This window comes from Streptosporangium sp. NPDC048886 (genome assembly GCF_055586905.1).
Genome location: NZ_JBVJHH010000026.1, coordinates 110192 through 134067, shown reverse-complemented (window position 1 = coordinate 134067; position 23876 = coordinate 110192). Strand labels below are relative to the sequence as shown.

Sequence of the window (23876 nt, the reverse complement as noted above, 5' to 3'; positions counted from 1 at the left end):
GACGGATGGCCCGCGACCTCCCTTAAGAGCCGATGACACAGGACACCGCACACGTTTCTCTTACCGGCGGCAACCTGCCTCTCGAACCCAACGCCTTCGTCGGCCGTGAAGGCGACGTGGAGGAGCTCGTCGAGTTGCTGGGTGTCGCCCGGTTGGTGACCCTGTGCGGAGCGGGCGGCATCGGCAAGAGCAGGCTGGCGGTCCGGGTGGCCACCCAGGTGGCGGCGGAGTTCCCCGGGGGCGTCTGGCTGGTGGAGCTGGCCGAGGCGGTGCGCGGCGATCTGATCGAGCCCCGGGTGGGCGCCGTGCTCGGGGTGAAGGCCGAGCCGCCGCGTCCGCTGTCCGACACGCTGATCGACGCGCTCGGCGACCGGCGCCTGCTGCTGATCGTCGACAACTGCGAGTCGCTCATCGAGGAGGCGGCCCGGTTCTGCCGGGCGGTGCTCACCGTCTGTCCGGGCGTGCGCATGCTCATGACCAGCCGGGAGCCGCTGCGGGTGGCGGGGGAGACCGTGTGGCGGGTGCCGCCGCTCACGCTGCCCCGGACCGGCGTCCAGGACCTCGCCGGCAGCGAGGCCGTACGGCTCTTCGTCGACCGGGCCAGCGCCGCCTCGCGCGGCTTCGCCGTCACCGAGCACAACGCCGGCGACATCGCCAGCCTGTGCGAGGCGCTCGACGGGATGCCGCTGGCCATCGAGCTGGCCGCCGCGCTGTGCCGGGTGCTGACGGTGGAGCAGATCCACGCCCGGATCAGGGACCGGTTCCGGCTGCTGTCCACCGGCGACAGGATGGCCCCGGCCCGGCACCAGACGCTCCGCGCGACCGTCGACTGGAGTTACCAGCAGCTCAAGGACCCCGAGCGGATCCTGCTGCGGAGGCTGGCGGTGTTCACCGGGGGCTGGACCCTGGACATGGCCGAGCAGGTCTGCGCGGGTGACGGGCTGTGGGCCGACGACGTGCTGGGCGTGCTCTGCGACCTGGTCGACAAGTCCCTGGTGCTGGCCGACGCCGAGGTCGCGGGCGAGACGCGCTACCGGATGCTGGAGACGATCCGCCAGTACGCCGCCGAGCAGCTCGACACCTCGGGGGAGGAGGCCGCGTTGCGGCGGCGGCACCGCGACCACATGATCGAGATCGCCGGCCACATCCACCAGACGATCGTCCGGCGCCCCCGCCCGACCTGGGAGGAGATCTGCCCGCTGCTGGTCCTGCTGGACGAGCTGCAGGCCAACGTGTGGGCGGCGGTGCGCTGGTCGGCGGAGGCCGACGACCCGGAGAGCGCGCTGCGCCTGCTGGTCCTGCTCCGCTGGCCGACCATCGCCGGCGGCAGGTTCACCCCCGCGGACGAGTGGCTGGACCGGCTGCTGGCGACGGAGGAGACGGAGCTGCCGCCGAGCGTGCGCGGTGACGCCCTCGTGCTGCGCGGACAGGTGGCCTTCGGCCAGGGCGACCCCGACACCGCGCAGGTCGCCTGCACGGCCGCGGCCGAGCTGTGCCGGGCGACGGGTCTGCACGGGCCGCTGAGCGGGGCGCTCGCCATCCTCGCCTGGGTGGCCATCTACCAGCGCCGGCCGGAGCGGGCCAGGGCCTTCCTGGACGAGGCGCTGGAGGCGGTGCGCCGGGTGGACGATCCCTGGCACGAGATGGTGATCCGCGCCATGGAGGGGACGTTCGCGCTGTCGGAGGGGCGGGCCAAGGAGTCGCAGCGCTCCTTCGAGGCCGCGCTGGCCATCGCGCACGAGCTGGACAACCACTGGGCGGCCCCGGTCGCGCTCATCGGCCTGGCCCAGGTCGCCTGGCTCCGGGGCGACCTGGCGGAGGCCCGCGCCTACTACGAGCAGGCCCTCGACCTGCTCCAGGACATCACGGCCCACTGGCAGACCATCACCTGCCTGGCGGGCCTGGGCCGGATCGCCCTGGCCCAGGGCGACCTCGCCACCGCGCGGGTCAGGCTGATCGAGAGCCTGCGGCTGTGTCAGGGGACGGGCCAGCGGCTCGGCGTGGCCCGGCGGATCGAGACGCTCGCGCAGCTCGCGCTGGCCGAGGAGGACGACCGCCGGGCGGTGCGCCTGGCGGGGGCCTCGGCGGCGATCCGGAGCTCGATGAGCGGCGCCGTCCTGCCCTCCGGCTTCGGCGCGCGGATGGAGGAGCTGCTCCAGCCCGCCCGGATGCGGCTCGGCGACGCGATGGTCGCCCAGCTCTGGGCGCACGGCAAGGAGATGTCCCAGGACCAGGCGGTCCGCTACGCGCTGGAGGGCGACGAGCAGTCCGACGCGCCCCTGATGGCGGGCCGGGGCCCGGTCGCCGCCCCGCTCACCACGCTCACCGGCAGGGAGTGGGAGATCGCCGGACTGATCGCCCGGGGCCTGAGCAACAAGGCCATCGCCGACGAGCTGGTGATCAGTCCCGCGACCGCCGCCCGGCACGTGGCCAACATCCTGGCCAAGCTCGGTTTCTCCTCACGCACCCAGGTCGCCACCTGGGTCATCGAGCAGAACCGAGGCTAGGTCCCGCCCGCCCTCCCGCCGCGGCGGGGGAGGGCAGGGCCGTAGCAGGGCCGTAGCAGGGAAAAGGCCGTGGACGCTCCCCGCCCGGGGCCCTGCCTACACATCGGGTCTACACATCAGCCGCCGCATAGATACATCTCGGGATACGCACTCCGGAGCATGCGCCGGGGTGGCTGGCCGCCGTAGGTTTCCCTCGTGTTCGACCGATGACGCCCAGCCTTCCGCACCGTGCCCGTCATGACGGTGATCCGGTACGGCAGGCCCACACCATCCCCGGCGTCTCGGTCGAGCACACCGGTAGCGTCGCGTGTCCCTCCCAACGGTCGAGGTCTCCTCGGAGGGGTGGGGACTTCAGTGCCATGGGCCACGCGACAGCGGGCCCGAGCCGCGCAGGGCTCGGGCCCGCCTTCCGGAGGGACGGATTCCGAATACACACCCATCTACATACATCTGTCGATGCCCGGCCGACAGGGCGGCCGTAGCGTCGGTGGAATGAGACCCACCTCGTCCATAAAGGGCACCGTCACCGAAGCGGTGTTCGGCTACGCGTACGAGCGGGGTGACCGGCCCGCACTGATCGACCTCGGCGCGGGAGTGGTGTACGGCTACCGCCGCCTGGCCGACGAGGTGACACGGGGTGCCTCGGGGCTGGTCCGCCGGGGCGCCCGGCGGCGCCAGGTGGCGGGGATCCACGTCGACAACGCCGCGGCCCAGACCCTGGCGGTGCACACCGTCATCGCGGCCGGCGGGGTGGCGGCCCCGGTCGCGTCCTGGGACGGGGCGACGGCCGAGCTGCTGGCCCGGTGGGACGCCCGGCTGCTCATCACGACCCCCGGTCTGGCGGAGACGTCGCTGCTGGCCGCCGAGGCGTCCAGGGTCCGCCAGGTGATCGCCTTCGGCCAGGCGCGCGACACCGTCGACTTCGCCGACCTGCTGCTGCTCGAACCCGGCCCGCTGCCCCTGTTCGACCCCTCGGTCCAGCCCGCGCTGCTGACCGAGGACGAGGGGCTGTTCACCCATCAGGAGCTGATCGCGCGCATGCACGAGCTGGGCGGGCACACGGTGCTGGAGAAGTCCGACGTCCTGCTGGTGACCTGGTCCCTCGACTGCACCCTGGCCATGACGACCCTGGTCGGGCTGGCGCTGATGCGCGGCGCGCTGGTCGTGGTGGCCCCGGGCCTGTCGCCCACCGAGCTGTCGGCGACCATCCACGACTTCGGGGTCACCGTCATGGCGCTGCTCGACGGAGCCGTCCAGCGCGTCTAGCCCCTGGCCCCGTCCCGCCGGGCACTGGCCCGGAGGTCCTGCCGCGGCGGCGGGCGGGTGCCCTTCGGTGGAGCCGCGCCGCCCGGCACGGGAGCCGGGCGGCGCGTCGTCGGAAGGGGCGGAGGCCGCCCGGTCCGGACCTAGACCTGCTTGAGCGCCCAGAAGTGGTTGCCGTTGTCGCCCGCGAGAACCTGCTGGTCCAGGACGGACAGCGCACCGGTGGTCATGTTGAGCGCCCGTTGGCTGTACTTGTTGACGATGACGTAGGTCCTGTCCGCCACGCGTTGCAGCTGCCACTTCTGCCTGCTGGAGGTGGCGGAGCAGGTGGACTGGACGATCTGGGTCCCGGCCGCGGTGCTCGTCGCCTTCAGGTCCAGGCACTTCCCGCTGTTGGCGTTGACCAGCTGCCAGTCCGGGGAGGTGGACGAGTCGGGGTTGCGCAGGATCCACCGCTGGCTCTTCGCACCGGAATGCGCCTTGTGCGTCACCGGTGCGCCGGACGTCAGCGCCCCGTTGAGGACCTCGGCGTTCTCCCGGTTCCCGACGCCCGTCAGGTAGTAGGTCGAGCCGTTCCCCGGACCGACGGAGTTGAGGAGCCGGTTGAACTTCCAGCGCTGGTTGGTCGCGCCGGTGTAGGGGCGCTGCTCCAGCGGGGCCGGATACGCGCCCGTGACCGTCAGGGCCAGCCCGGACAGCCAGTTGACGATGGCGTAGCTGCCGTCCGTCTGGGGCAGGTACGCCCACCGCATGCCGTCGGTGCCCTTGCAGTTGTACTGCAGGACCTGGGTCCCCGAGGCGGTTCCGCTGTAGGCGCTGTCGGCGCACATCCGGCTGTTCATGTTGACGAGCTGAAGGCCGGTCTTGTACCCCATCAGCCAGCTCTGGCCCAGGGTGTTGGTACGGGCACGCTGGCTCAGCTTGGTCAGCCCGGCCATGGAGCCGCCGATCGGCTCGATGGCTCCCCCGGTCGACACGCTGGTGATCACGTAGGTGAGGCCGACCGTGGGGTGGGCGACGGCGTCGCTGGTGTCCCCCTTGACGAAGAACTCGTTGTCGGCGATGTTCCAGTGGGTGTCGAGGTAGCTGCCGGCCGCCGGGCTGACGTTGAAGTAGTCGTCGCGGTTGCAGTCGGGCAGCCGGTAGTCGTTCCACTTCAGGCAGGCCCAGGACGGGGTCCCGCCGTAACACATGAGGTCGAACTGGTCCGAGCAGTGTGAGCCGTAGAAGTGCGGGGCGCTCTCCTGCACCGCGCCGAACGTGTGGCCCAGCTCATGGGCGATGGCGTTGGCCCCGAAGCAGTTGGGGACCGCGTCGACCCGCGCGTAGGTGAGGCGGTTGTTGTAGTTCTCGGCGCCGGGCCGGTCGTCGACGTACCTCTGGCCCACTCCGCAGACGGCGGTCGCCTCGGTGAGCATGAGGTATTTGCGGTCCGCGCGGTTGTAGCCCAGCGCCTGCACCGCGGTGATGCCGCTGTCGAGGGTGGCCAGCGCCTCCGCGGGCACGACGACCTCACGGACCGCGACCTGACATCCTCCGGAGACCGCCTCCGTGACGTAGCGGATGTGCCGGCTCTTGCCGGCCGCCGCGGCGGCGTCGTTGAAGGAGTCGTCGGCGTTGGAGAGCCACGCCTGGAACATGGGCAGCAGCCTGCTGTAGCGGTCGGGCATGCTCGGCTCGCGGACGTACAGCACCTCGACGCGCTTGCCGCTCACCCCGTCGCCCTCACAGAACACCCGGGCGGGCGCCGCCTCCACCGCGGCCTCGGCCTGGGCCGCCGTGAGCCGGGCCGTATCGCCCTGCGGTCCGGTCCGCGCGCCGAGCCGCGCGCCGGGGAACACGTCGTGACCGTCGACGCAGCTCACCGGCTCGGGTGACGCCGTCGTGCGGGCACCCGAGCCGGGTGATGCCGTCGTGCGGGTGCTCGGGTCGGGTGACGCCGTCGTGCGGGTGCTCGGCTGGGATGACGCCGTCGTATGGCTACTCGGCTGGGGTGACGCCGTCGGGCGGGCACTCGGCTCGGGTGGTGCCGTCGGGCGGGCACACGGGGCGGCCGGTGCCGCCTCCGCGGGGGAGGCGTCCAGCCCCCCGGAGACGAGGCTGGCGGCGGCGAGGGCTCCCGCCGCGGCTAAAAGAGTGATCCGTCTGGCAAACACGTGAGGGGCTCCCCGATTGCGAATTTCGCGCGCCTTGGCGGCAGCGCTGATCAACATATCTGCCGACTTTGGTGTGATCAATCCGAATGGTCCGGCTCTCCCGCGTGCCGCGGAGAGCTGGCCTGAGCCCGTCCGCGGGTCAAAAGATGCAGCTCAGGGCTGTGATCGGCGCGGTCCGCGCGCGGTGGGCCGGGGCGCGCCCGGTGTGGCGGGGATCCGGCGGCCGCGGCCCTGCCGACGGTCACTCGCGGCCACCGGCCGCGGCGGGATCCGTGCGACAGGGCCCGGCCGGGATGCGCAGAAGTTATCCGCGCACACCTTGACGTCGCTCGGTGTCAGATGAATTGATTGATCTACTGACAACGTTGTCATCTTGTTCGGGGGAATCTGTGAAACCTCGACCCCGAAGGGACGGGAAGCTATGCGACGACGGTGGATGGCGGCCGTCGCGGTCACCGTGGCGGGCCTACTTACCCTGACCGCCTGCGGTGACGGCGGCGGCGCCGCGCAGAGCCCGCAGGCCGACGGCAAGAAGAAGGTTGAGGTCTTCTCCTGGTGGACCGGACCGGGTGAGGCCGACGGCCTGAAGGCCATGAAAGAGATATTCGAGAAGCAGAACCCCGGTCTGACGTTCTTCGACGCGGCCGTGGCGGGCGGCTCCGGTGACAAGGCGCGCGCCCTGCTGGCCACCAAGTTGCAGGCCGACACCCCACCGGACACCTTCCAGGGCCACGCGGGCGCCGAGCTGCAGGGCTACATCAAGGCCGGTGACCTGGAGCCGGTCAACTTCCTCTACGACGAGCTCAAGCTGAAGGACGTCTTCCCGCAGCAGTTGGTCGACCAGATCAGCGTGCAGGGCCAGATCTACTCGGTCCCGGTGAACATCCACCGCTCCAACGTGATGTGGTTCAACCCCGCCGTGCTCAAGGAGGCGGGCGTCACCGAGGTGCCCACGACGATCGAGGCGTTCGTCGCCGCCCTGGAGAAGGTCAAGAAGACGGGCAAGATCCCGCTCTCGATCGGCTCGGAGTGGACGATGGTGCACCTGCTGGAGAGCGTGCTGCTCGGCTCGCTCGGCACCGACGCCTACAACAAGCTCTGGACCGCGGGCTCCGACTGGTCGGGTCCGGCGATGACCAAGGCGCTGAACGACTTCAAGACGGTCCTGTCCTACGCCGGGGACCCGGCCGACGACTGGCAGCCGGCAGCCAAGCAGGTGGCCGACGGCCAGGCCGCCTTCACCATCATGGGCGACTGGGCCTACGGCTACTTCCACAACCCGCCGGACGGCGGCCTGGGCAAGAAGTCCAAGACCGACTTCGACTGGGCGCCCTCGCCCGGCACCGGCGGCACCTTCATGTGGCTGTCGGACAGCTTCACCCTGCCCAAGGGCGCCCCGAACCGTGACGGGGCGGTGGCGTGGCTGAAGGTGGCCGCGAGCAAGGAGGGCCAGGACGCCTTCAACCCCAAGAAGGGCTCCATCCCGGCCCGCAAGGACGCCGACACCTCCCTCTACACCGACTACCTCGCCGACGCCCTGAAGGACTGGGGGAGCAACAAGCTCGCCGGGTCCATCCAGCACGGCGTCGTCGTCAACGACGCCTGGCGGGTCGCGATCAACGAGGCGGTCGGTCTCTTCCACACCGACAAGGACGTGGCCGCGCTCCAGGCCTCGCTGGCCGAGGCCGCCAAGAACTCGGGTCAGTGATGTCCGGTACGGCCTGCGGCGACGCGGGCCGTACCCCGTGGAAGGGGTGTCAGTGACACGGGTGCGCAGGTGGCTGCCGGGGTTGCTGCTGGTCACGCCGTCGATCATCGCCATCGCGGTCTTCGTGTACGGCATGCTCGGCTGGAACTTCCGGCTGGCCATGACCGACAAACACGACGAGATCTCCGAGGGGAGTTTCGTCGGCCTGGAGAACTTCGTCACGCTCTGGGATCAGAAGCGCTGGGGCATCTCGGTCAACCACGCCATCGTCTTCACCGTGGTGTTCGTGTTCGGGGCGCTGGCGCTGGGCTGGCTGCTGGCCTTCCTCATGGAGAAGGGGATCAGGGGGGAGGGGACCTTCCGGGCGGTCTACCTGTTCCCGATGGCGATCTCGTTCGTGGCGACCGGGGTGGTCTGGCGCTGGCTGATGAACTCCGGTCAGGACGAGCGGGCGGTCGGGCTGAACCGGCTGTTCGACAGCCTGGGCCTGGACTTCCTGCAATGGGAGTGGTTCCGGAACCCGGACTGGGGGATGGCGGCCATGGCCATCCCCGCGATATGGCAAATGTCGGGATATGTCATGGCATTGTTCCTGGCGGGCTTCCGGGGCGTCCCCGAAGACCTCCGGGAGGCGGCCCGGGTCGACGGCTGCACCGAATGGCAGGTCTACCGGCACATCGTGCTGCCGCTGCTCCGCCCGGTGACGCTGTCCGCGCTGATCATCCTCGGGCACATCTCGCTCAAGGTCTTCGACCTGATCGTCGCGGTGTCCGGCAAGCAGATCATCACCGACGTCCCCGCCGTGTTCATGTGGGTGGCGGTCTTCGACTCCCACGATCCGGCCAAGGGCGCCACCATCGCCGCCTACATCGTGCTCGCGGTGAGCGTGTTCGTCATCCCCTACCTGGTCTGGACCCTTCGCAAGGAGAGGCGGCCATGACGGCCACGCAGACGCGGACCCCTCCGGCGCGGGCGCACGAGCCGGGCGGCCGGGCCGCGCGGCGGGCGGGCTGGGCGCGCGGCGTCCGGCTGGCGCTGCTGGCCGCCTTCCTGGTGATCTTCCTGATCCCGGTCTACGTGCTGCTGGTCACCAGCTTCAAGCCGCTGACCGAGGCCGACCCCAGCCAGGCCTGGGCGCTGCCCGAGGTGTGGACGGCGCAGCCGTGGCGGGTGGCCTGGGACAAGCTCGCCCCGGGCATCTGGAACAGCGTGCTGCTGGCCGTACCCGGTGCGCTGATCTCGGCGGCCCTGGGCTCCATGAACGGCTACGTGCTGTCGAAGTGGCGCTTCCCCGGCGCCGACGTGCTGTTCACGCTGTTCCTGTTCGGCATGTTCATCCCCTACCAGGGGGTCATGATCCCGCTGGTCCAGCTCCTGGTGAAGCTCAACGAGATCACCCAGTCCCTCACCGGGGCGTCGGGGGTCTTCTACGGCGCGATACCGGGGCTGCTCCTGGCGCACGTGGTCTACGGCATCCCGATCTGCACGCTGATCTTCCGTAACTACTACGTCACCATCCCGGACGAGCTGATCGAGGCCTCCCGGGTGGACGGCGCGGGGATGCTGCGCACCTACTGGTCGGTGGTGCTGCCGGTCTCCGGACCGGCCTTCGCGGTGGTGATCATCTGGCAGTTCACCTCGATGTGGAACGACTTCCTGTTCGCCGTCTTCCTCACCGGCCCGCAGAGCTGGCCCACCACGGTCATGCTCAACAACATCGCCGGCGCCCAGACCGTCCCCTACAGCCAGCAGATGGCCGCGGCCCTACTCGCCTCCATCCCCACGATGGTCGTCTACGTCCTGCTCGGCCGGTTCTTCATGCGCGGCCTCATGGCCGGGGCGCTCAAGGGGTGACTCACGGCCGGAGCGCCTCAGGATGGACCAGGGAGTCGCCCAGCGCGGTGCGGTGGTAGAGGACGCCCCGGCCGGTGCGGCTCCCGGCGACCAGGCCCGCCCTGCGCAGCGCGGCCAGGTGGCCTCCGACGGTGCCCAGGCTCAGGCCGAGCAGGGTGACGAGCTGGGTGGTGGTCGCCGGGCCGGCCAGCTCCAGGAGCACGCGGGCCCGGGTCCGGCCGATCAGCCCGGCCAGCCCGTCGGGCGCCCGGTGCGGGATCCCCGCGCCCCGGGCCGGATAGCTGATCGCGTACGGCCACGCGTGCTCGAGGTAGGAGCCCACTCCACAGTCGAAGGGGGAGGGCACGAGGAGCAGGCCGCGCCCGTCGAGCCGGTGGGTCGCGTCCGGGCTCCGCGCGTCGACCTCGATGACCCCGTCCGGGCGCCACCGCACCCGGGGGCTGAGGTCGGCCAGCGCCGCCGCCCAGCCGTAGGCGGCCAGCCGGCCCGCCCGCTGGACCACGTCCCGCTCCAGGATCGCGTGGAAGCGTGGCCACGAGGGGGCGACGATCTCGTCCCAGACGGCCTGGAGCGCGGCGGCGAACAGCTCCACGACGTCCGGTGAGAACAGCACGTCCATGACCGCGTCCGGGGGGCGCGCCATGCCCTCCAGGTTCCGGACGATCTCGCCGTGCGCCTGGGCGGCCGGGGTCGCCCGCACGGTCGCGAGCTCGGCGTCGAAGGGGGTGCTCACCCCGGCCGGCGGCGGCGCGGGGAAGTCGGCGTTGTAGAGCCGGTCCCGGTACAGCGTCACCAGGGCGCCCAGGCCGGCCTGCCTGACCAGCAGGCCCTCGTACGGCCCGCGCATCCGCTCCACCCACGCCCGCCACACCGGGTCGTCCTTCTTGCCGGACAGCAGCCAGAGCGCCTGCTTGGTGACCATGAGAGGGGAGATGGCGAACCTGCTCGCCATGACGTCCTGCGGGCTGACCTCGATCAGGTAGACCATATAGCGACCTTTCGGATATACCCGAAAGCTTAGTCAGCCGTCCCGGCCCGCCCGAGCATGGTCCGCATGACCCCCACACAAGAGCGCGGCGCGACCTACACAGAGGTTTTCGCGGGCCGGGAGTTCCGGGTGCTGTTCGGGAGCTTCGCGCTCCTGGTGGCCGGGGACCAGATCAAGATGCTGGCCCTGTCGGCACTGGTCTACACGCGGACCGGGTCGCCCGGGCTGTCGGCCGCGACGTACATGCTGGGCTTCCTGCCCTACATCGCCGGCGGGACGTTCCTGCTCTCGCTGGCCGACCGGCTCCGGCCGCGCGAGCTGATGATCGCCGGTGAGCTGCTCCGGGTGGTGACCTGCCTGCTGCTGGCCTTCGCCGGGCTGCCCGTCTGGGCGATGCTGGCCCTGGTCCTCCTGGCCGGGCTGTTCTCGCCGGTCTTCGCCGCCGCCCGCAGCGCCCTCCTGCCCGACCTGCTGCCGGGTGACGCGTTCGTGCTGGCCAGGTCAGTGCTGTCCATGACGGCCGCCGGGGCGCAGATCGGCGGGCTCGCGGTGGGCGGCGGCATCCTCGCCGCCGCCGGCCCGGCCGGGGCGCTGGCCGGCACCGCCGCGCTGTCGGCCGTGGCCGCGGTGGTGCTCCGGGCCGGACTGCCCGGCCTGCCGGCCCGGGGCGCGGGGGACGGCGGCGCCGTACGGGAGAGCCTGCGGGTCAACCGGTCCCTGCTGGCCGACGCCAGGGTGCGCGGGCTGCTGCTCGCCCACTGGCTGCCGGTGTCGTTCGTGACGGGCGCCGAGGCGATGCTCGTGCCCTACCTGGGCGGCACGGCCGGGATCGCGCTCGCCGCCGCGTCCGCGGGGATGCTGGCCGGGAACCTCGCCGTCGGCCGGTTCGCCGTGCCGTCGGCGCGGGAGCGGCTGGCGCTGCCCCTGGCGGTGCTCGCCGGGGTGCCGCTGCTCGGCTTCGCCCTCCAGCCGGGCCTCGCGGGGGCCGTCCTGATCGCCGTGCTCGCCACGGCGGGCAGCGGCGCCTACCAGCTCGGGCTGCAGCGGAGGTTCCTGGAGGCGGTGCCCGAGCCGGTCAGGGGACAGGCCTTCGGGCTGGTGTCGGCGGGCGCCATGACCGGCCAGGCGCTGGGCGCCGCGCTGGTGGGCGCCGCCGCCGAGCTGGCGGCCCCGCACCTGGCGATCGCCGCCGCGGGCCTGGCGGTCATCGGGTGCTCCCTCGCCCTCCACCGCTCCCTGCGGCCGTCCCTCTCCTGACCGCCGTCCATCCCGCCGGCCGTTTTTTGACCCGCAGCCCGTCCCGCTGACCGGACGCCTGTGACCGGACGACTGCGACCGGGGACCCGCCCCGGTGCCGGCCTAGGGCCGCAGCTCTCCGGAGCCGCGGGGGATGAGCCGGGTGGGCAGCTCGATCCGGGCGGCCGGGCCCGGCTCCCCTGTGATGCGGCGGAAGAGCAGCTCGGCCGCGGTCCGGCCGAGCTTGGCCGGGTCCTGGGCGACCACGGTCACCCCGGGCACCAGCAGGTCGGCGAGCTCGAAGTCGTCGAAGCCGACCATGGCGAGCCGGTGCCCGGTGCGCAGCGTGGCCACGGTGATCCGGCCGTTGCCGGTGAACACCGCGGTGGGCGGGTCGTCGCCGGAGAGCATCCGGGCCAGCGCGGGCCCGGCCTGCTCCGGGGGGCCCGTCGCCACCAGCGACCCGTCGAACGGCAGGCCCGCGTCGGCGAGGGCACGGCGGTAGCCGCGCAGTCGCTCGGCGGCGGTGAAGATGGACGCGCTGTCGCCGAGGAAGGCGACCCGGCGGTGGCCGTGCCGGATCAGGTGGGTGACCCCGGTGTGCGTCCCGCCGTTGTTGTCGCAGGTCACCGTGTCCACCTCCAGCCCACCCGGCCGGTCGGCGAAGACGGCGGCGATGCCCGCGTCGAGCTCGGGCCTCAGGTAGGCGTGGTCGTCCCCGGCCGGCACGATGATCAGACCGTCCACCCGGCGGGAGCAGAAGGTGAGGACGAGCTCCCGCTCGCGCGTCGGCTCCTCTCCCGAGGAGCCGCTGAGCACCAGCGAGCCGTACCGGAGCGCCACGTCCTCGACCGCGCGGCTGATCCCGGAGTAGAACGGGTCGGCCACGTCCTCGATCACCAGGCCGATGCTCGCGGTCCGGCCCCGGCGCAGCACCCGGGCGCTCTCGTTGCGCCGGTAGCCGAGCCGTTCGATGGCCGACAGGACCCGCTCGGCGGTGGCGGGATTGACCCCCGGCTCCTCGTTGACGACCCGGGAGACGGTCTTGAGCGCCACCCCGGCCGCCGCCGCGACATCTTTCATGGTGGGACGTCCACGGACACTGTCTGCCACGGCCCGATCATCGCCCAAGTCCAGCCGGTTGACAACGTTGTCATCCGGTCCGGCCGCTCACCGGGAGAGCGCGCCGCCCCGCACGCCCGTCGCGTGCAGGTCGGACTCCACCCTCGCGGCGGCGGCCAGCAGCGGCGGCAGCAGGTCGCGCTGGAGGGACTCGACGGTCGTCCGGCTCGCGTGGGAGGAGATGTTCATCGCGGCGACCACCCGGCCGGAGCGTTCCCGGACGGGCACGGCGACCGAGCGCAGACCCTCCTCCAGCTCCTGGTCGACCATCGCCCACCCCCGCGCGCGGACGCCGTCCAGCTCGGCCCGGAGGGCGGCGGGCTCGGTGACGGTCCGGGGGGTGAACCCGCGCAGCCCGGCGCCGCCGAGACGGGCGTCGAGCTCCTCCGGGGGGAGCGCGGCCAGCAGCACCCGGCCCATCGAGGTGCAGTGGGCCGGGAATCGGGTGCCGATGGCGATGGTCACCCGCATGATCCGGGTGGTGGCCACCCGGGCCACGTAGACGATGTCCTCGCCGTCGAGCACGGCCACGGACGCCGACTCGTGCACCTCGGCGACGAGCCGCTCCAGGTGCGGCTCGGCGACCTCGGGCAGGGAGAGACCGGACAGGTAGGCGTAGCCGAGCTCCAGCACGCGGGGGGAGAGCGCGAACAGCCGCCCGTCGGTCCGGACGTAGCCGAGGTCGACGAGCGTCAGCAGGAACCGCCGGGCCGCCGCCCGGGTCAGCCCGGTGGCGCGGGCGACCTCGCTGAGCGTCAGCTCGGGGGTGGCCGCGCCGAACGCCCGGATCACCGACAGCCCCCGGGCCAGCGACTGCACGTGGTCGGGGCCACGGTCGACCGGTCCGTCGACGCCCTGGTCAACCGGTCCGTCCATCCCCGTCCTCCTCGTTCCGGTCGAACTCTAGTGCCGCCTGTGCCACCGCGAACGCACGGTTGGCCGCGGGCACGCCCGCGTAGACCGCGGTGTGCAGCAGCACCTCCTTGATCTCCTCCTCGGTGAGCCCGACGCGGAGCGCCGCCCGCACGTGCATGGCCAGCTCCCGCTCGTGCCCGAGCGCGGTCAGCAGGGCGAGGGTGAGGCAGCTGCGGGTGCGCCGGTCCAGGCCGGGACGGGTCCAGATCTCCCCCCAGGCGTATTTGGTGATGAGCTCCTGGAAGTCCGCGGTGAACGGCGTGGTGCCCGCGGCGGCGCGGTCCACGTGCTCGTCGCCCAGTACGGCCCGGCGCGTCGCGTCTCCGGCGCTCCACATGTCCATCCGTCAGCTCCTTGTCGTGTCGCCGCGGGCCGTCCCCGCGCGAGGCGGCCGCCTGTCCCCCCGGGGGGTTCGGGCGGGCCGCGACCATCCGGTCACCCCGGGGGTGGGGTGAGCCGCGACCATCCGGTCACCCCGGGGGGTCGGACGGGCCTCGACCACCCGGTCATCCTGAGGGGTTGAAGTGGGCCTCGACCACCCGGTCGACGAAGACCCCGGCGGAGCCGAGACAGCCCGCCGGGTCCAGGGCGGCCTCCAGCTCCTGCGCCGTCAGAGCCAGGCCGGGCTCGGCCAGCAGCGCCTCGCGCAGCGACAGGTCCTCGACAGCCGCCCGGGCGCAGGCGGCGTCCACCAGCCCGCGTGCCTCAGGGGTGCCGCCGAGCCGGGCGACGACGTGCTCGGCCATCGGCAGCCCCCGCGCCGCGCCGAGGTTGGCCCGCATCCGCGCCGGGTCGACGGTCAGGCCCTCCAGCACCTCGCCGAGCCAGGACGCCGCGCTGCCGGTGAGCCGGAGCAGCTCGCCGAGCGTCTCCCACTCGGCCTGCCAGGGGCCGGCGGCGCGCTCGTGCTCCTGGACCATGCCCGCGAGCACCGAGGCCACCAGGCCGGGGACGCGCTGGACGCAGGCGAGCACCGACACCGCGCCCACCGGGTTGCGCTTGTGCGGCATGGCGCTGGAGCCGCCCCGGCCGGGGGCCGACGGCTCGGCGGCCTCTCCCACCTCGGTCTGGGCCAGCAGCTTCACATCAGTGGCGATCTTGCCGAGCGTCCCGGCGGCCGTGCCGAGGGCGCAGGCCAGCCGGGCGACCGGGGCGCGGTCGGTGTGCCAGGGCAGGACCGGCTCGGCCAGGCCCAGCCCGGCCGCCAGGCGCGGCAGCACCTCGTGGCCCCGGCCGCCGAGGACGGACAGGGTGCCCGCCGCCCCGCCGTACTGGACCGGCAGCGGCAGCTCCGCCAGCTCCGCCCGCGACCGGTCCAGCGCGCTCAGCCAGCCCGCGGCCTTGAGCCCGAAGGTGATCGGCACCGCCTGCTGCAGGACCGTGCGCCCGGCCATCACGGTGTCGCGGTGCCCGGCCGCCAGGCGCGCGCACGCGTCGGCGCAGGCGGACAGGTCGGCCAGGAGCGGCGCGAGGGCGCGGCCGGCCACCAGCATCGCGGCCGTGTCGTTGATGTCCTGACTGGTCGCGCCGTAGTGCACGTATCGCCGCAGCTCGGGCTTGACCCGCTCGCGCAGGGCGGCGACCAGGGGGATCACCGGGTTGCCCGCCGGCGCGGCCCGGCCGCCCAGCTCGGCGAGGTCGAACAGCTCCGGCCGGCAGGCCGCATCCAGTGCCTCGACCGCCTCGCCCGGGATCAGGCCGATCCCCGCCTGGGCGGTGGCCAGCGCGGCCTCGACGTCCAGCATCGCCGCCAGCCACGCCGCGTCCGACACCTCTGGTGCGGCACCGCCCCTGGCGAACATCCCCGAGAACAGTCCGTCACGCGCCGACAAGGTCATGCTCACCTCCAGTAATGATGATGTCGACAGATTGTCACGTATATGGGTGGGCGTCGCGGTGAACGTCAAACACCTTCCAGAACGACGGCCAGCCCCTGGCCCACCCCGATGCAGATGGCGGCCAGGCCGTAGCCGCCGCCGCGACGGTGCAGCTCGTGGGCGAGGGTGCCCAGGATGCGGGCGCCCGAGGAGCCGAGCGGATGGCCGAGGGCGATCGCGCCGCCGTTGACGTTGACGATCTCCGGGTCGAGGTCCGGCCACTCGGCCAGGCAGGCCAGGGACTGGGCGGCGAAGGCCTCGTTGAGCTCGACGGCGCTCAGACCGGACCAGGTGACACCCGCGCGGCCGAGCGCCGTGCGGGCGGCCTCCACCGGCCCGATGCCGAACAGATGCGGCTCCACGCCGACCGCCGCCCGCGCCGCGATCCGCGCCAGCGGCGTACGGCCGGCCCGCCCGGCCCCCGCCTCGTCGCCGATGAGCAGGGCGGCGGCGCCGTCGTTGAGGGGGGAGGCGTTGCCGGCGGTGACGGTGCCGCCGGGGCGGAAGACCGGCTTGAGCCGGGCGAGCGCCTCCGGCGTCGCGTCGGCCCTGACGCACTCGTCACGGTCGAGGGCGTCGAGCGGGGCCACCTCGCCGCCGAAGACGCCGCGCTCCCAGGCCGCCGCCGCGCGCCGGTGGCTGCGGAGGGCGAAGGCGTCCTGGGCCTCGCGGGTGATCCGGTAGCGGTCGGCGAGGATCTCCGCGCCCTCGCCCAGGGCGACCGTCCACTCGGCCGGCATCAGGGGGTTGACCATGCGCCAGCCGAGGGCCGTGTCGTGCAGGGTCTGCGGCCCCCGGTCGAAGCCGCGCGGCGGTTTGGGCATCACCCATGGCGCCCGGCTCATCGACTCCGACCCGCCGGCGATCACCAGGGAGGCGTCGCCCACGGCCACGGCGCGGGAGGCGGCGACGGCCGCCTCCAGCCCGGACCCGCACAGCCGGTTCACGGTCGTGCCCGGCACCGTGACCGGGAGCCCGGCGAGCAGGACGGCCATCCGCGCGACGTCGCGGTTGTCCTCGCCCGCGCCGTTGGCCGCGCCGAAGAACACGTCGTCGACGGCCGCCGGATCGAGGCCGGGGGAGCGGGCGGCCAGCGCGCGGACCACGTGCGCGGCCAGGTCGTCGGGGCGGACGCCCGACAGCGCGCCGCCGTGGCGGCCGATGGGCGTGCGGACCGCGTCGAGGACGAAGACGTCGTTCATGGCCGGGTTCTCCCGCTGTCGCCGGTGAGGTGGCGCAGGACGCCGAGCTCCTCGGGGGTGGGGGGAGCCGTCTCGCGCAGCTCGGCGGCCGTCGCGAGGTCCCAGCCGGTGGCCGCGCGGGCCTGGTCGAGGGTGACGCCGGGGTGCAGGTGGGTGACGACCAGCTCGCTGCTCGCCGGGTCGGGTTCCAGGATCGCCAGGTCGGTGATCACGGTGCGGGGACCGCCGCCGCGCAGGCCGAGGCGCTCCCGGTCGCCCGGGCCGGAGCCGAAGCCGACGGAGGTGACGAAGTCCACGCGGTCGACGAACGCGCGGCGGCTCTGCCGTACGATCACGGTCACCTCGCGGCAGGAGGCGGCGATCTCCGGGGCCCCGCCCGCGCCGGGGAGGCGGACCTCCGGGTCGGCGTAGGGGCCGATCACGGTCGTGTTGATGTTGGCGAACCGGTCGATCTGGGCGGCGCCCAGGAAACCGACGTCGATGCGGCCCGGCTGGAGCCAGTAGTTGAAGATCTCCGGCACGCTCACGACGGCGTCGGCGGTGTCGGCCAGCACGCCGTCCCCGATGGACAGGGGCGGCAGGTCCGGCCTGGCGCCGATGGTCCCCGACTCGTAGACGAGCACGAGGCCGGGGGCGTGGGTGCGGCGGGCGAGGTTGGCGGCGGTGCTGGGCAGGCCGATGCCCACGAAGCACGACTGGCCTTCGCGCAGCCGCCTGGCGGCCGCCACGGTCATCATCTCGTCGGCGGTGTAGGCCGCGGTCATCGGCGGGCCTCCGGGCCGGGGCCGGGGGCGTGCCCCACGGGCCGGGCTCCTCGCGGGGGGACGGGTACGGCGCTCATCGGCGGGCCTCCGCTCCGGGGGTGAGGACGTGTCGGGCCATCCAGGCGGTGAAGGTCTCGCGGTCGCGGCTGATCTGGTCCCAGGCGCGGTAGAAGTCGTTGTCCCGGGTGGAGTAGCCGGCGCTGTAGGAGGGGTGGGAGCCGCCGGGGGCCTCGGACACGTGGGTGATCGCCCAGCCGGGCAGCACGATCGCGCCGGGCCGTGGCTCCAGCTCCTCGACCACCTCCTCCACGGTGACCAGGGAGCGCCGCGCCGCCAGGACGGCCTCCTTCTGCACCCCGGTGATCCCCCACAGCTGCACGTTGCCCCGCCGGTCGGCGCGCTGGGCGTGCACCACGGCGACGTCGGGGTTGATCGCGGGGACGGCGGTGAGCTCCTCACCGGTGAACGGGCAGGTGATCGGCCGGACGCGGGCGGTGTGGGCGGGCAGGCCGGTGCCCCGGTAGCCGCGCAGCACCGCGAAGGGCAGTCCGGAGGCCCCGGCGACGTAGGCGTTGGCGATGCCCGCGTGGCTGTGCTCCTCGATCTCCAGCGGCGCGGGCCAGCGGTTCTGCACCGCGTCGCGGAAGCGGTGCAGCGACCCCACCCCGGGGTTGCCGCCCCAGGAGAAGACCAGCCGCCGGGCGCAGCCCATCCCGATCATCTGGTCGTAGATCAGGTCGGGGGTCATCCGGATCAGCGTGAGGTCGCGGCGGCCCTGCCGGATGATCTCGTGCCCGGCCGCGCAGGGGATCAGGTGGGTGAAGCCCTCCAGCGCCACGCTGTCACCGTCGTGCACGAGATCCGCCACCGCGTCGGCGAGCGGAACCACCGTGGCCATCGCGCCCCCTCGTGGGTATGTTCGTCATGCGGACGACTGTTCTTTCAGCGAACATACTGACCCGCCGCCTGGAAGGTCAATGCAGGAAATATCGCGAAATGCACCTTCTGATGGTCTAAGTCGGGGTTGTGGGAAAGTGGGGCAATGACTGATCGGGGACTCAGGCTGTCGCGGGCCCTGCTGATCGCCGGGTTCGTGCTCGCCTCGCTCAACCTGAGGCCCGCGCTGGCCGGGGTCTCGCCGGTGCTGAGCGAGATCATGGCCGACCTCGGGCTGAGCGCGGCCGGCGGCGGGGCGATCACCACGGTGATGGTGGTCTGCCTGGGGGTGCTGGCCCCGCTCGCCCCGCTGCTGGCCCGCCGGGCCGGCCTGGACCGCACGCTGCTGGCCGGGCTGCTGATCCTGGCGGCCGGGGTGGTGCTGCGTGCCGCCGGGAGCGTCCCGGCCCTCTACGCGGGGGCGGCCGTCGCCGGCACGGCCATCGCCATCATGAACGTGGTGATGCCCGGCGTCGTCAAGCAGCACTTCCCCACCCGCGTCGGCCTGTTCACCTCGGTCTACGTCTCCGGCCTCGTGCTGGGCGCCGCCGCCGCGTCCGGGCTGACGGTGCCGCTGGAGCGCGCCACCGGGTACGGCTGGCGCGAGGCGACCGCGACGGCCGCCGTCCCGGCCGTGGCGGCGGCCGTGCTCTGGCTGCCCCAGGCGCTGCGCTCCCCGGCGCACCGGGGGAGCGCGCCCCGGTCCTTCCGCGCGGTGCTGGGCAGCCGGGTGACCTGGGCCGTCACCGCCTACATGGGCCTTCAGTCGCTGACCTTCTACATCATGCTCGCCTGGGTGCCCACGATCTTCCGTGACGCGGGACTCCCCGCCGACCAGGCGGGCTACATGCTCGGCCTGACCAACCTGGCGCAGATCGCCGCGACGCTCACGGTCCCGATCCTCGCGGGGCGGGTCCGGTCGCAGGTGCCGCACGTGACGGCCGCGACCGTGCTGACCATCGCGGGATACGTCGGCGTGCTGGCCGCCCCGGCGACCCTTCCCTGGCTGTGGATGACGGTGCTGGGCCTGGGGCAGGGCGCCTCGATCGCGCTCGCCCTGCTGATCATCACGCTGCGCGCCCCCGACCCCGCCTCGGTCACCGCGCTGTCGGCCGTCGCCCAGTCCGCCGGATACGTGCTGGCGGCGCTCGGCCCGTTCCTGATCGGGGTGCTCCGCCAGGGTTCGGGCGGCTGGACGCTGCCGCTGCTGGCCGGGCTCGGCGCGTGCGGGCTGCAACTGGTCGCCGGGTTCCTGGCCGGCCGCCCGGTGGCCGCCGGCACGGAGAAGGCGCATTCCGCCGCCATCGCAAAATAGGACAAAAGCTGTTGAAACCTCCAGAGTGTGCTGCCCGTCGTGTCCAAGGCACCTGACGGTCGTGTCGAAGGCACCTGACGGTCACCTCCGGCCCCTACGGTCCTGCGCATGATCCGTAGGCTCCTGCCCGTGGCGCTGGCCGTCCTCGTGGGCGGTACCGTCACCGTTGTGCTGCACCAACCCGAACCCGCGACGGCCGACCGCCGTGGCGACGCGCCCATCGTCATCGGCCACCGGGGCGCCAGCGCGCACCGGCCCGAGCACACGCTGCTGTCCTACGAGGCCGCGATCGCGCTCGGCGCCGACTACATCGAGCCCGACCTGGTCTCCACCAAGGACCACGTGCTGGTCGCCAGGCACGAGAACGAGATCTCCGGCACCACCGACGTCGACGGCCGCCCCGAGTTCGCGGCGCGCCGCACCACCAAGACGATCGACGGGCGCCCGGTGACCGGGTGGTTCACCGAGGACTTCACCCTCGCCGAGCTGCGTACGCTCAGGGCCGAGGAGCGCGTCCCCGACCTGCGACCGGACAACACCGTCTTCAACGGCCTCGCGCAGATCCCCACCTTCGAGGAGATCGTCCAGCTCGCGCAGCGCCACGGCGTCGGCGTCTATCCCGAGACCAAGCACCCCAGCTACTTCGACTCCATCGGCCTGTCCCTGGAGGAGCCGCTGCTGGAGACGCTCACCCGGTACGGCTGGAACGGGCGGCGCGACCCGGTCTTCATCCAGTCCTTCGAGACCGCCAACCTGCGCGAGCTCAGGGAGCGGACCCGGCTGCCGCTGATCCAGCTCATCACCGCCACCGGCGCGCCGTACGACTGGACGGCGGCCGGAGACCCGCGCACCTACGACACCATGGTCACCCCCGAGGGGCTGCGCGAGGTGGCGGGCTACGCCGACGGCATCGGCGTGGACACCCGGCGGATCGTCCCGGCCGGCCCCGACGGCCGTCTCCTGCCGCCCACCACGCTCGTCGCCGACGCCCACCGGGCCCGCCTGAAGGTCCACACCTGGACCGTCCGGAACGAGAACTCCCAGCTCCCGGTGGACTTCCGGCTCGGCGACCCGGCCAACCCCGCCTTCCCCCGCGCCACGGGCGACGTGATGGGCTGGCTGGAGAAGCTGTACAAGCTCGGGCTGGACGGTGTCTTCGCCGACGACCCCGGCGTGGCCCGGGCCGTCCGGGAGCGTCTCCTGTAGCACGGTGACCACGGCGATCCAGATGACCGGGCGACCCACGGACGGCCATCCGGATCGCCGGGCCGGCTACCGGTGACCTCCGGCGGCGCCTGGGCTGAGGCGGCCGCCGGAGGTCCGGGCGAGGTCCGCGGCCACCGCGCGGTGGGCGGCGGTGAGCGGCGGAGACCTCTGGGGGGCGTCAGGCGACGGCGACCTCGTCCATGGGACGCAGCTCGTCGGCGTAGCTGACCGACACGCGGCGCATCACGCCGCTGTCGCTGATGGAGTACTGGCCCAGCCGCCACAGCGGCGGCGAGTAGGCGTGGATGGAGACGCTGCCGTCCACCGCGCCGGTCAGCCGGTGGATGTGGTCGGGGCCGAAGGAGAACGACTCGCCGGCCGAGACCACGGTCTCCAGGTGCTCGCCGCCGATGCGGGGGTTGCACTCCAGCAGCGTCCCGGCCACCACCCGGACCGCGCCGGAGGAGATGTCGTGGTCGTGCCAGCCGGTGTCGTCCTCCGGCCGCCAGCACAGCAGCCAGACGTCGACGTAGGCGTCCCGGTAGAGGGAGGCGTAGTGGCGGCCGCCCTCCTCGGGGAAGTCGACCTGCTCCTCCCAGCGGGAGGGGTCGGCGGCCAGTTCGTCGACCAGGTCGCGCAGCTCGCGCCGGTCGAGGGTGCGGGCGGGCAGCTCTCCGTAGCTCATCGCCGGCCTCCTGGGAGCGCACAGCGCTCACTGCCCTGGGACTGGTTCACGTTCACTTGCGCGACTCCTTCCGGTTCAGCAGGCGGTTGGGGTTGGTGACCGCGACGGCGTGCCGGGCGGCATCGCCGAGCGCGGGGTCAGGGGCCCTGGCGTAGGGCTCGTCCGAGCCGTTGACCACGACGTCGATGCCGAGCTCGCGGACGATGGCGTCGATGGCGCGCGGGCCGTAGGAGGAGGTCTCCACGTACATGTCCGGGTCCACCTGGCCCCGGCCCTCGCCGGCCCGGTTGAGCAGCCGCTCGGAGTGGAGCGGGGCCAGCCCGGCCAGCAGCGCGAAGCAGACCCGCAGCCCGGGGTGGCGGTGGCGGCCGAAGGCGGAGAAGGCGTACCAGGAGGCGTGCATCTGCTGCACGTACGGCACGACGGCGGGCCACCAGCCGGGGCCCCGGGGCTCGGCGGCCGGTCCGGGGTGCACGAAGAGCGGCAGGTCGCGGGCGGCGAGCACGTCGAGCAGCGGGGCGACCCTGGCGAGGTCCGCGCCGGTCGCCACGGCCGTCGCCGGCAGCTGGAGCCCGGCCGCCCCCTGGTCGAGCGCCCTGGCGAGCCGGGACGGGTCGATCTCGCTGAGGCAGGTCGCGGCCCAGGCTCCGAACGGGGCCGGCAGGGCGAGGGCGTCCTCGTGGTAGGCGTCGATGATCGGCCAGGCGTCCTCGGGCGGCAGCGACTCGATGCCGAGCGGGCTGGACAGCGAGACCAGGGCCAGGTCGAGCCCGTCGTTCAGCGCCAGGCGCCTGATGAGGTCATGGTCGGCGGGATCGACCTCGTAGGCGGGTTCGCCGTCGAGGTGGAGGGTCCAGCCGTCGAGGCGCGGCGGGGCCGTGCGGCGCCGGAGCGCGTCCACGAACGCGGGCGTCCACAGGTGCTGGTGCACGTCGACGGTCATTTCTCCCCCTCCTTTCGAGATATTCCCTACCTAGAATAGGGGTAACCGCCCTGACCTTGCTACGCATTCAGGTGACGCGTTTCAGTGAACCGTTTCAGTGAACCGTTTCACCTCTTGTGTGTCAATGCCCTAAAACGCCGTGATATACGGAGAACGGCCCTCTCGGGAGGCTGGAGGCATAGGCTGGCCGGGTGCCCCAGCCCCGGAAACGAGCGACGATACGCGAGGTGGCGAAGGCCACCGGCCTCTCACCGGCCTCGGTCTCGTATGCCCTGCGAGGGATGCAGGTCTCGGAGGAGACCATCGAGCGGGTGCGCCGGGTCGCCGCCGAACTCGGCTACGAGGCCGATCCCATCGCCCGCGCGCTGGCCAGCGGCCGGACCGGGATGATCGGCCTGCTCTGCGGCTCCCTTGAGGACCTCTGGCAGCAGGCCCTGGCGGTCGGCATCGGCCGGGCCCTGAAGGACAACGACCGCTACGCGCTGATCCTGGACGCCACCGGCGACCCCGTGCGGGAGCGCACGCTGGCCAGGCAGCTCCGTGACCAGCGGGTGGACGCCCTGATCGTGCAGCCGGTGGACCCGGCGGCGCCGCTCTGGTCCGAGCTGTGCGAGAGCCTGCCGGTGGTGTCGATCGGCGACTCGCTGGCCGGGGCGCGCACGGCGGGAGAGGTCGTGTTCGACAACCGCGCCGGTGTGACCCTGGCGCTGGAGCACATGCGCGACCGGGGCCACCGGCGTGTCGCCGTCCTCACCCCGACCCGGGCCAGCACCCCCGACCGCCCCGCCGACGTGCACGTCCTGGCCGAGGCGGGACGGCTGGGGCTGGACATCGAGGTGGTCACCGCGCCCCAGGCGCTGACGGCCGCCACGGACGTCGCCCGGCGGATGCTCGCCGACGGGCACCGGGCGTTCTTCTGCTTCGCCGACTCGATCGCCTACGGGGTGTACGCCGCGGCGGCCGAGCGGAACCTGCGGATCCCCGCTGAGGTGTCCGTGATGGGCTACGACGACCACCCGATGTCGGGACTGCTCAGCCCGGGACTGACCACGGTCGACTGGGACATCGACGGCATCGTCCGCGCGGCCGTCCGTCTGGTCGTGGCGGCCGCCGACGGCAACACCCGCCGCCGCCGGATCGTCCAGGCCCCCGAGCTCCGCGAACGCGGTTCGGTGGGCTGACCCGGGCCCGACGCCCGA

20 protein-coding genes are annotated in these 23876 nt (G+C 73.0%); 9 read left to right on the top strand and 11 right to left on the bottom strand.

What is annotated here, in order from left to right; translation table 11 throughout:
* The first annotated feature begins 32 nt into the window (after nucleotides 1-32).
* Together ACZ6R6_RS29850 and ACZ6R6_RS29845 are read left to right on the top strand one after the other, a co-directional pair.
* On the top strand, nucleotides 33-2507 hold the full coding sequence (locus ACZ6R6_RS29850) for an ATP-binding protein (RefSeq protein ID WP_470098841.1): 2475 nt from the start codon (nucleotides 33-35) through the stop codon (nucleotides 2505-2507).
* 492 nt (nucleotides 2508-2999) lie between these two features.
* A complete protein-coding gene (locus ACZ6R6_RS29845) occupies nucleotides 3000-3773 on the top strand; it encodes an AMP-binding protein (RefSeq protein ID WP_470098839.1) in 774 nt (257 codons plus the stop codon).
* Between the two features lie 140 nt (nucleotides 3774-3913).
* Here ACZ6R6_RS29845 and ACZ6R6_RS29840 read toward each other — a convergent pair whose 3' ends face one another.
* Entirely contained in the window at nucleotides 3914-5635 is a 1722-nt protein-coding gene (locus ACZ6R6_RS29840; protein ID WP_470098837.1) for an RICIN domain-containing protein, read from the bottom strand.
* 712 nt (nucleotides 5636-6347) lie between these two features.
* Between ACZ6R6_RS29840 and ACZ6R6_RS29835 the strand changes: the two genes are divergently transcribed.
* The 3 genes from ACZ6R6_RS29835 to ACZ6R6_RS29825 are packed head-to-tail and all read left to right on the top strand — an operon-like array spanning nucleotide 6348 to nucleotide 9488.
* Entirely contained in the window at nucleotides 6348-7634 is a 1287-nt protein-coding gene (locus ACZ6R6_RS29835; protein WP_470098835.1) for an ABC transporter substrate-binding protein, read from the top strand.
* A gap of 52 nt (nucleotides 7635-7686) precedes the next feature.
* Nucleotides 7687-8574: a carbohydrate ABC transporter permease gene (locus tag ACZ6R6_RS29830; RefSeq protein WP_470098833.1), complete on the top strand. Its 888-nt coding sequence runs from the start codon at nucleotides 7687-7689 to the stop codon at nucleotides 8572-8574.
* Nucleotides 8571-9488, top strand: coding sequence for a carbohydrate ABC transporter permease (locus ACZ6R6_RS29825; protein WP_470098831.1), 918 nt, complete (start codon nucleotides 8571-8573; stop codon nucleotides 9486-9488). Before ACZ6R6_RS29830 ends, ACZ6R6_RS29825 begins: the two co-directional genes overlap by 4 nt.
* Nucleotide 9489: 1 nt before the next feature.
* Here the strand turns inward: ACZ6R6_RS29825 and ACZ6R6_RS29820 are convergent, their stop codons facing one another.
* Nucleotides 9490-10476: an ArsR/SmtB family transcription factor gene (locus ACZ6R6_RS29820; RefSeq protein ID WP_470098829.1), complete on the bottom strand. Its 987-nt coding sequence runs from the start codon at nucleotides 10474-10476 to the stop codon at nucleotides 9490-9492.
* Nucleotides 10477-10542: 66 nt separating this feature from the next.
* Between ACZ6R6_RS29820 and ACZ6R6_RS29815 the strand changes: the two genes are divergently transcribed.
* A complete protein-coding gene (locus ACZ6R6_RS29815; RefSeq protein ID WP_470098827.1) occupies nucleotides 10543-11733 on the top strand; it encodes an MFS transporter in 1191 nt (396 codons plus the stop codon).
* A gap of 102 nt (nucleotides 11734-11835) precedes the next feature.
* Here ACZ6R6_RS29815 and ACZ6R6_RS29810 read toward each other — a convergent pair whose 3' ends face one another.
* The 7 genes from ACZ6R6_RS29810 to ACZ6R6_RS29780 form a co-directional block, all read right to left on the bottom strand.
* On the bottom strand, nucleotides 11836-12795 hold the full coding sequence (locus ACZ6R6_RS29810) for a LacI family DNA-binding transcriptional regulator (protein WP_470098825.1): 960 nt from the start codon (nucleotides 12793-12795) through the stop codon (nucleotides 11836-11838).
* Nucleotides 12796-12882: 87 nt separating this feature from the next.
* Nucleotides 12883-13710, bottom strand: a complete 828-nt coding sequence (locus ACZ6R6_RS29805; RefSeq protein ID WP_470098823.1) for an IclR family transcriptional regulator domain-containing protein — start codon at nucleotides 13708-13710, stop codon at nucleotides 12883-12885.
* Complete coding sequence (pcaC, locus tag ACZ6R6_RS29800; RefSeq protein WP_470098821.1) at nucleotides 13694-14092, bottom strand: 4-carboxymuconolactone decarboxylase; 399 nt, start codon at nucleotides 14090-14092, stop codon at nucleotides 13694-13696. The genes ACZ6R6_RS29805 and pcaC overlap by 17 nt, the downstream gene beginning before the upstream one ends.
* 163 nt (nucleotides 14093-14255) lie before the next feature.
* The gene (gene pcaB, locus ACZ6R6_RS29795) at nucleotides 14256-15587 is read right to left on the bottom strand and encodes a 3-carboxy-cis,cis-muconate cycloisomerase (protein WP_470098869.1); all 1332 of its coding nucleotides are present in this window, start codon (nucleotides 15585-15587) and stop codon (nucleotides 14256-14258) included.
* 65 nt (nucleotides 15588-15652) lie between these two features.
* On the bottom strand, nucleotides 15653-16828 hold the full coding sequence (locus ACZ6R6_RS29790; protein WP_470098819.1) for a thiolase family protein: 1176 nt from the start codon (nucleotides 16826-16828) through the stop codon (nucleotides 15653-15655).
* Complete coding sequence (locus ACZ6R6_RS29785; RefSeq protein WP_306865281.1) at nucleotides 16825-17592, bottom strand: CoA-transferase subunit beta; 768 nt, start codon at nucleotides 17590-17592, stop codon at nucleotides 16825-16827. Before ACZ6R6_RS29785 ends, ACZ6R6_RS29790 begins: the two co-directional genes overlap by 4 nt.
* Nucleotides 17593-17665: 73 nt before the next feature.
* Nucleotides 17666-18490, bottom strand: coding sequence for a CoA transferase subunit A (locus ACZ6R6_RS29780; protein ID WP_470098817.1), 825 nt, complete (start codon nucleotides 18488-18490; stop codon nucleotides 17666-17668).
* A gap of 144 nt (nucleotides 18491-18634) precedes the next feature.
* Here ACZ6R6_RS29780 and ACZ6R6_RS29775 point away from each other — a divergent pair, with 144 nt between their 5' ends.
* Nucleotides 18635-19843: a CynX/NimT family MFS transporter gene (locus ACZ6R6_RS29775; protein ID WP_470098815.1), complete on the top strand. Its 1209-nt coding sequence runs from the start codon at nucleotides 18635-18637 to the stop codon at nucleotides 19841-19843.
* A gap of 108 nt (nucleotides 19844-19951) precedes the next feature.
* The gene (locus ACZ6R6_RS29770; RefSeq protein ID WP_470098813.1) at nucleotides 19952-21049 is read left to right on the top strand and encodes a glycerophosphodiester phosphodiesterase; all 1098 of its coding nucleotides are present in this window, start codon (nucleotides 19952-19954) and stop codon (nucleotides 21047-21049) included.
* 178 nt (nucleotides 21050-21227) lie between these two features.
* On the opposite strand, the gene ACZ6R6_RS29765 is transcribed toward ACZ6R6_RS29770, so the two are convergent.
* Both ACZ6R6_RS29765 and ACZ6R6_RS29760 read right to left on the bottom strand, forming a co-directional pair.
* The gene (locus ACZ6R6_RS29765; RefSeq protein ID WP_306865289.1) at nucleotides 21228-21734 is read right to left on the bottom strand and encodes a cysteine dioxygenase; all 507 of its coding nucleotides are present in this window, start codon (nucleotides 21732-21734) and stop codon (nucleotides 21228-21230) included.
* Between the two features lie 52 nt (nucleotides 21735-21786).
* Entirely contained in the window at nucleotides 21787-22677 is an 891-nt protein-coding gene (locus ACZ6R6_RS29760) for an amidohydrolase family protein (RefSeq protein WP_470098811.1), read from the bottom strand.
* A 227-nt stretch (nucleotides 22678-22904) separates the two neighbouring features.
* On the opposite strand from ACZ6R6_RS29760, the gene ACZ6R6_RS29755 reads away from it, so the two are divergent.
* Nucleotides 22905-23858, top strand: coding sequence for a LacI family DNA-binding transcriptional regulator (locus tag ACZ6R6_RS29755; RefSeq protein WP_470098809.1), 954 nt, complete (start codon nucleotides 22905-22907; stop codon nucleotides 23856-23858).
* The last annotated feature ends 18 nt before the right edge of the window (nucleotides 23859-23876 follow it).

Bases quoted from the DNA above. Each gene is read 5' to 3' on its own strand.
- ACZ6R6_RS29850 (WP_470098841.1), top strand. From the start codon at position 33: ATGACACAGGACACCGCACACGTTTCTCTTACCGGCGGCAACCTGCCT.
- ACZ6R6_RS29845 (WP_470098839.1), top strand. From the start codon at position 3,000: ATGAGACCCACCTCGTCCATAAAGGGCACCGTCACCGAAGCGGTGTTC.
- ACZ6R6_RS29835 (WP_470098835.1), top strand. From the start codon at position 6,348: ATGCGACGACGGTGGATGGCGGCCGTCGCGGTCACCGTGGCGGGCCTA.
- ACZ6R6_RS29825 (WP_470098831.1), top strand. From the start codon at position 8,571: ATGACGGCCACGCAGACGCGGACCCCTCCGGCGCGGGCGCACGAGCCG.
- ACZ6R6_RS29820 (WP_470098829.1), bottom strand. From the start codon at position 10,476: ATGGTCTACCTGATCGAGGTCAGCCCGCAGGACGTCATGGCGAGCAGG.
- ACZ6R6_RS29815 (WP_470098827.1), top strand. From the start codon at position 10,543: ATGACCCCCACACAAGAGCGCGGCGCGACCTACACAGAGGTTTTCGCG.
- ACZ6R6_RS29810 (WP_470098825.1), bottom strand. From the start codon at position 12,795: ATGAAAGATGTCGCGGCGGCGGCCGGGGTGGCGCTCAAGACCGTCTCC.
- ACZ6R6_RS29805 (WP_470098823.1), bottom strand. From the start codon at position 13,710: ATGGACGGACCGGTTGACCAGGGCGTCGACGGACCGGTCGACCGTGGC.
- pcaC (WP_470098821.1), bottom strand. From the start codon at position 14,092: ATGGACATGTGGAGCGCCGGAGACGCGACGCGCCGGGCCGTACTGGGC.
- pcaB (WP_470098869.1), bottom strand. From the start codon at position 15,587: ATGACCTTGTCGGCGCGTGACGGACTGTTCTCGGGGATGTTCGCCAGG.
- ACZ6R6_RS29790 (WP_470098819.1), bottom strand. From the start codon at position 16,828: ATGAACGACGTCTTCGTCCTCGACGCGGTCCGCACGCCCATCGGCCGC.
- ACZ6R6_RS29785 (WP_306865281.1), bottom strand. From the start codon at position 17,592: ATGACCGCGGCCTACACCGCCGACGAGATGATGACCGTGGCGGCCGCC.
- ACZ6R6_RS29780 (WP_470098817.1), bottom strand. From the start codon at position 18,490: ATGGCCACGGTGGTTCCGCTCGCCGACGCGGTGGCGGATCTCGTGCAC.
- ACZ6R6_RS29775 (WP_470098815.1), top strand. From the start codon at position 18,635: ATGACTGATCGGGGACTCAGGCTGTCGCGGGCCCTGCTGATCGCCGGG.
- ACZ6R6_RS29770 (WP_470098813.1), top strand. From the start codon at position 19,952: ATGATCCGTAGGCTCCTGCCCGTGGCGCTGGCCGTCCTCGTGGGCGGT.
- ACZ6R6_RS29765 (WP_306865289.1), bottom strand. From the start codon at position 21,734: ATGAGCTACGGAGAGCTGCCCGCCCGCACCCTCGACCGGCGCGAGCTG.
- ACZ6R6_RS29760 (WP_470098811.1), bottom strand. From the start codon at position 22,677: ATGACCGTCGACGTGCACCAGCACCTGTGGACGCCCGCGTTCGTGGAC.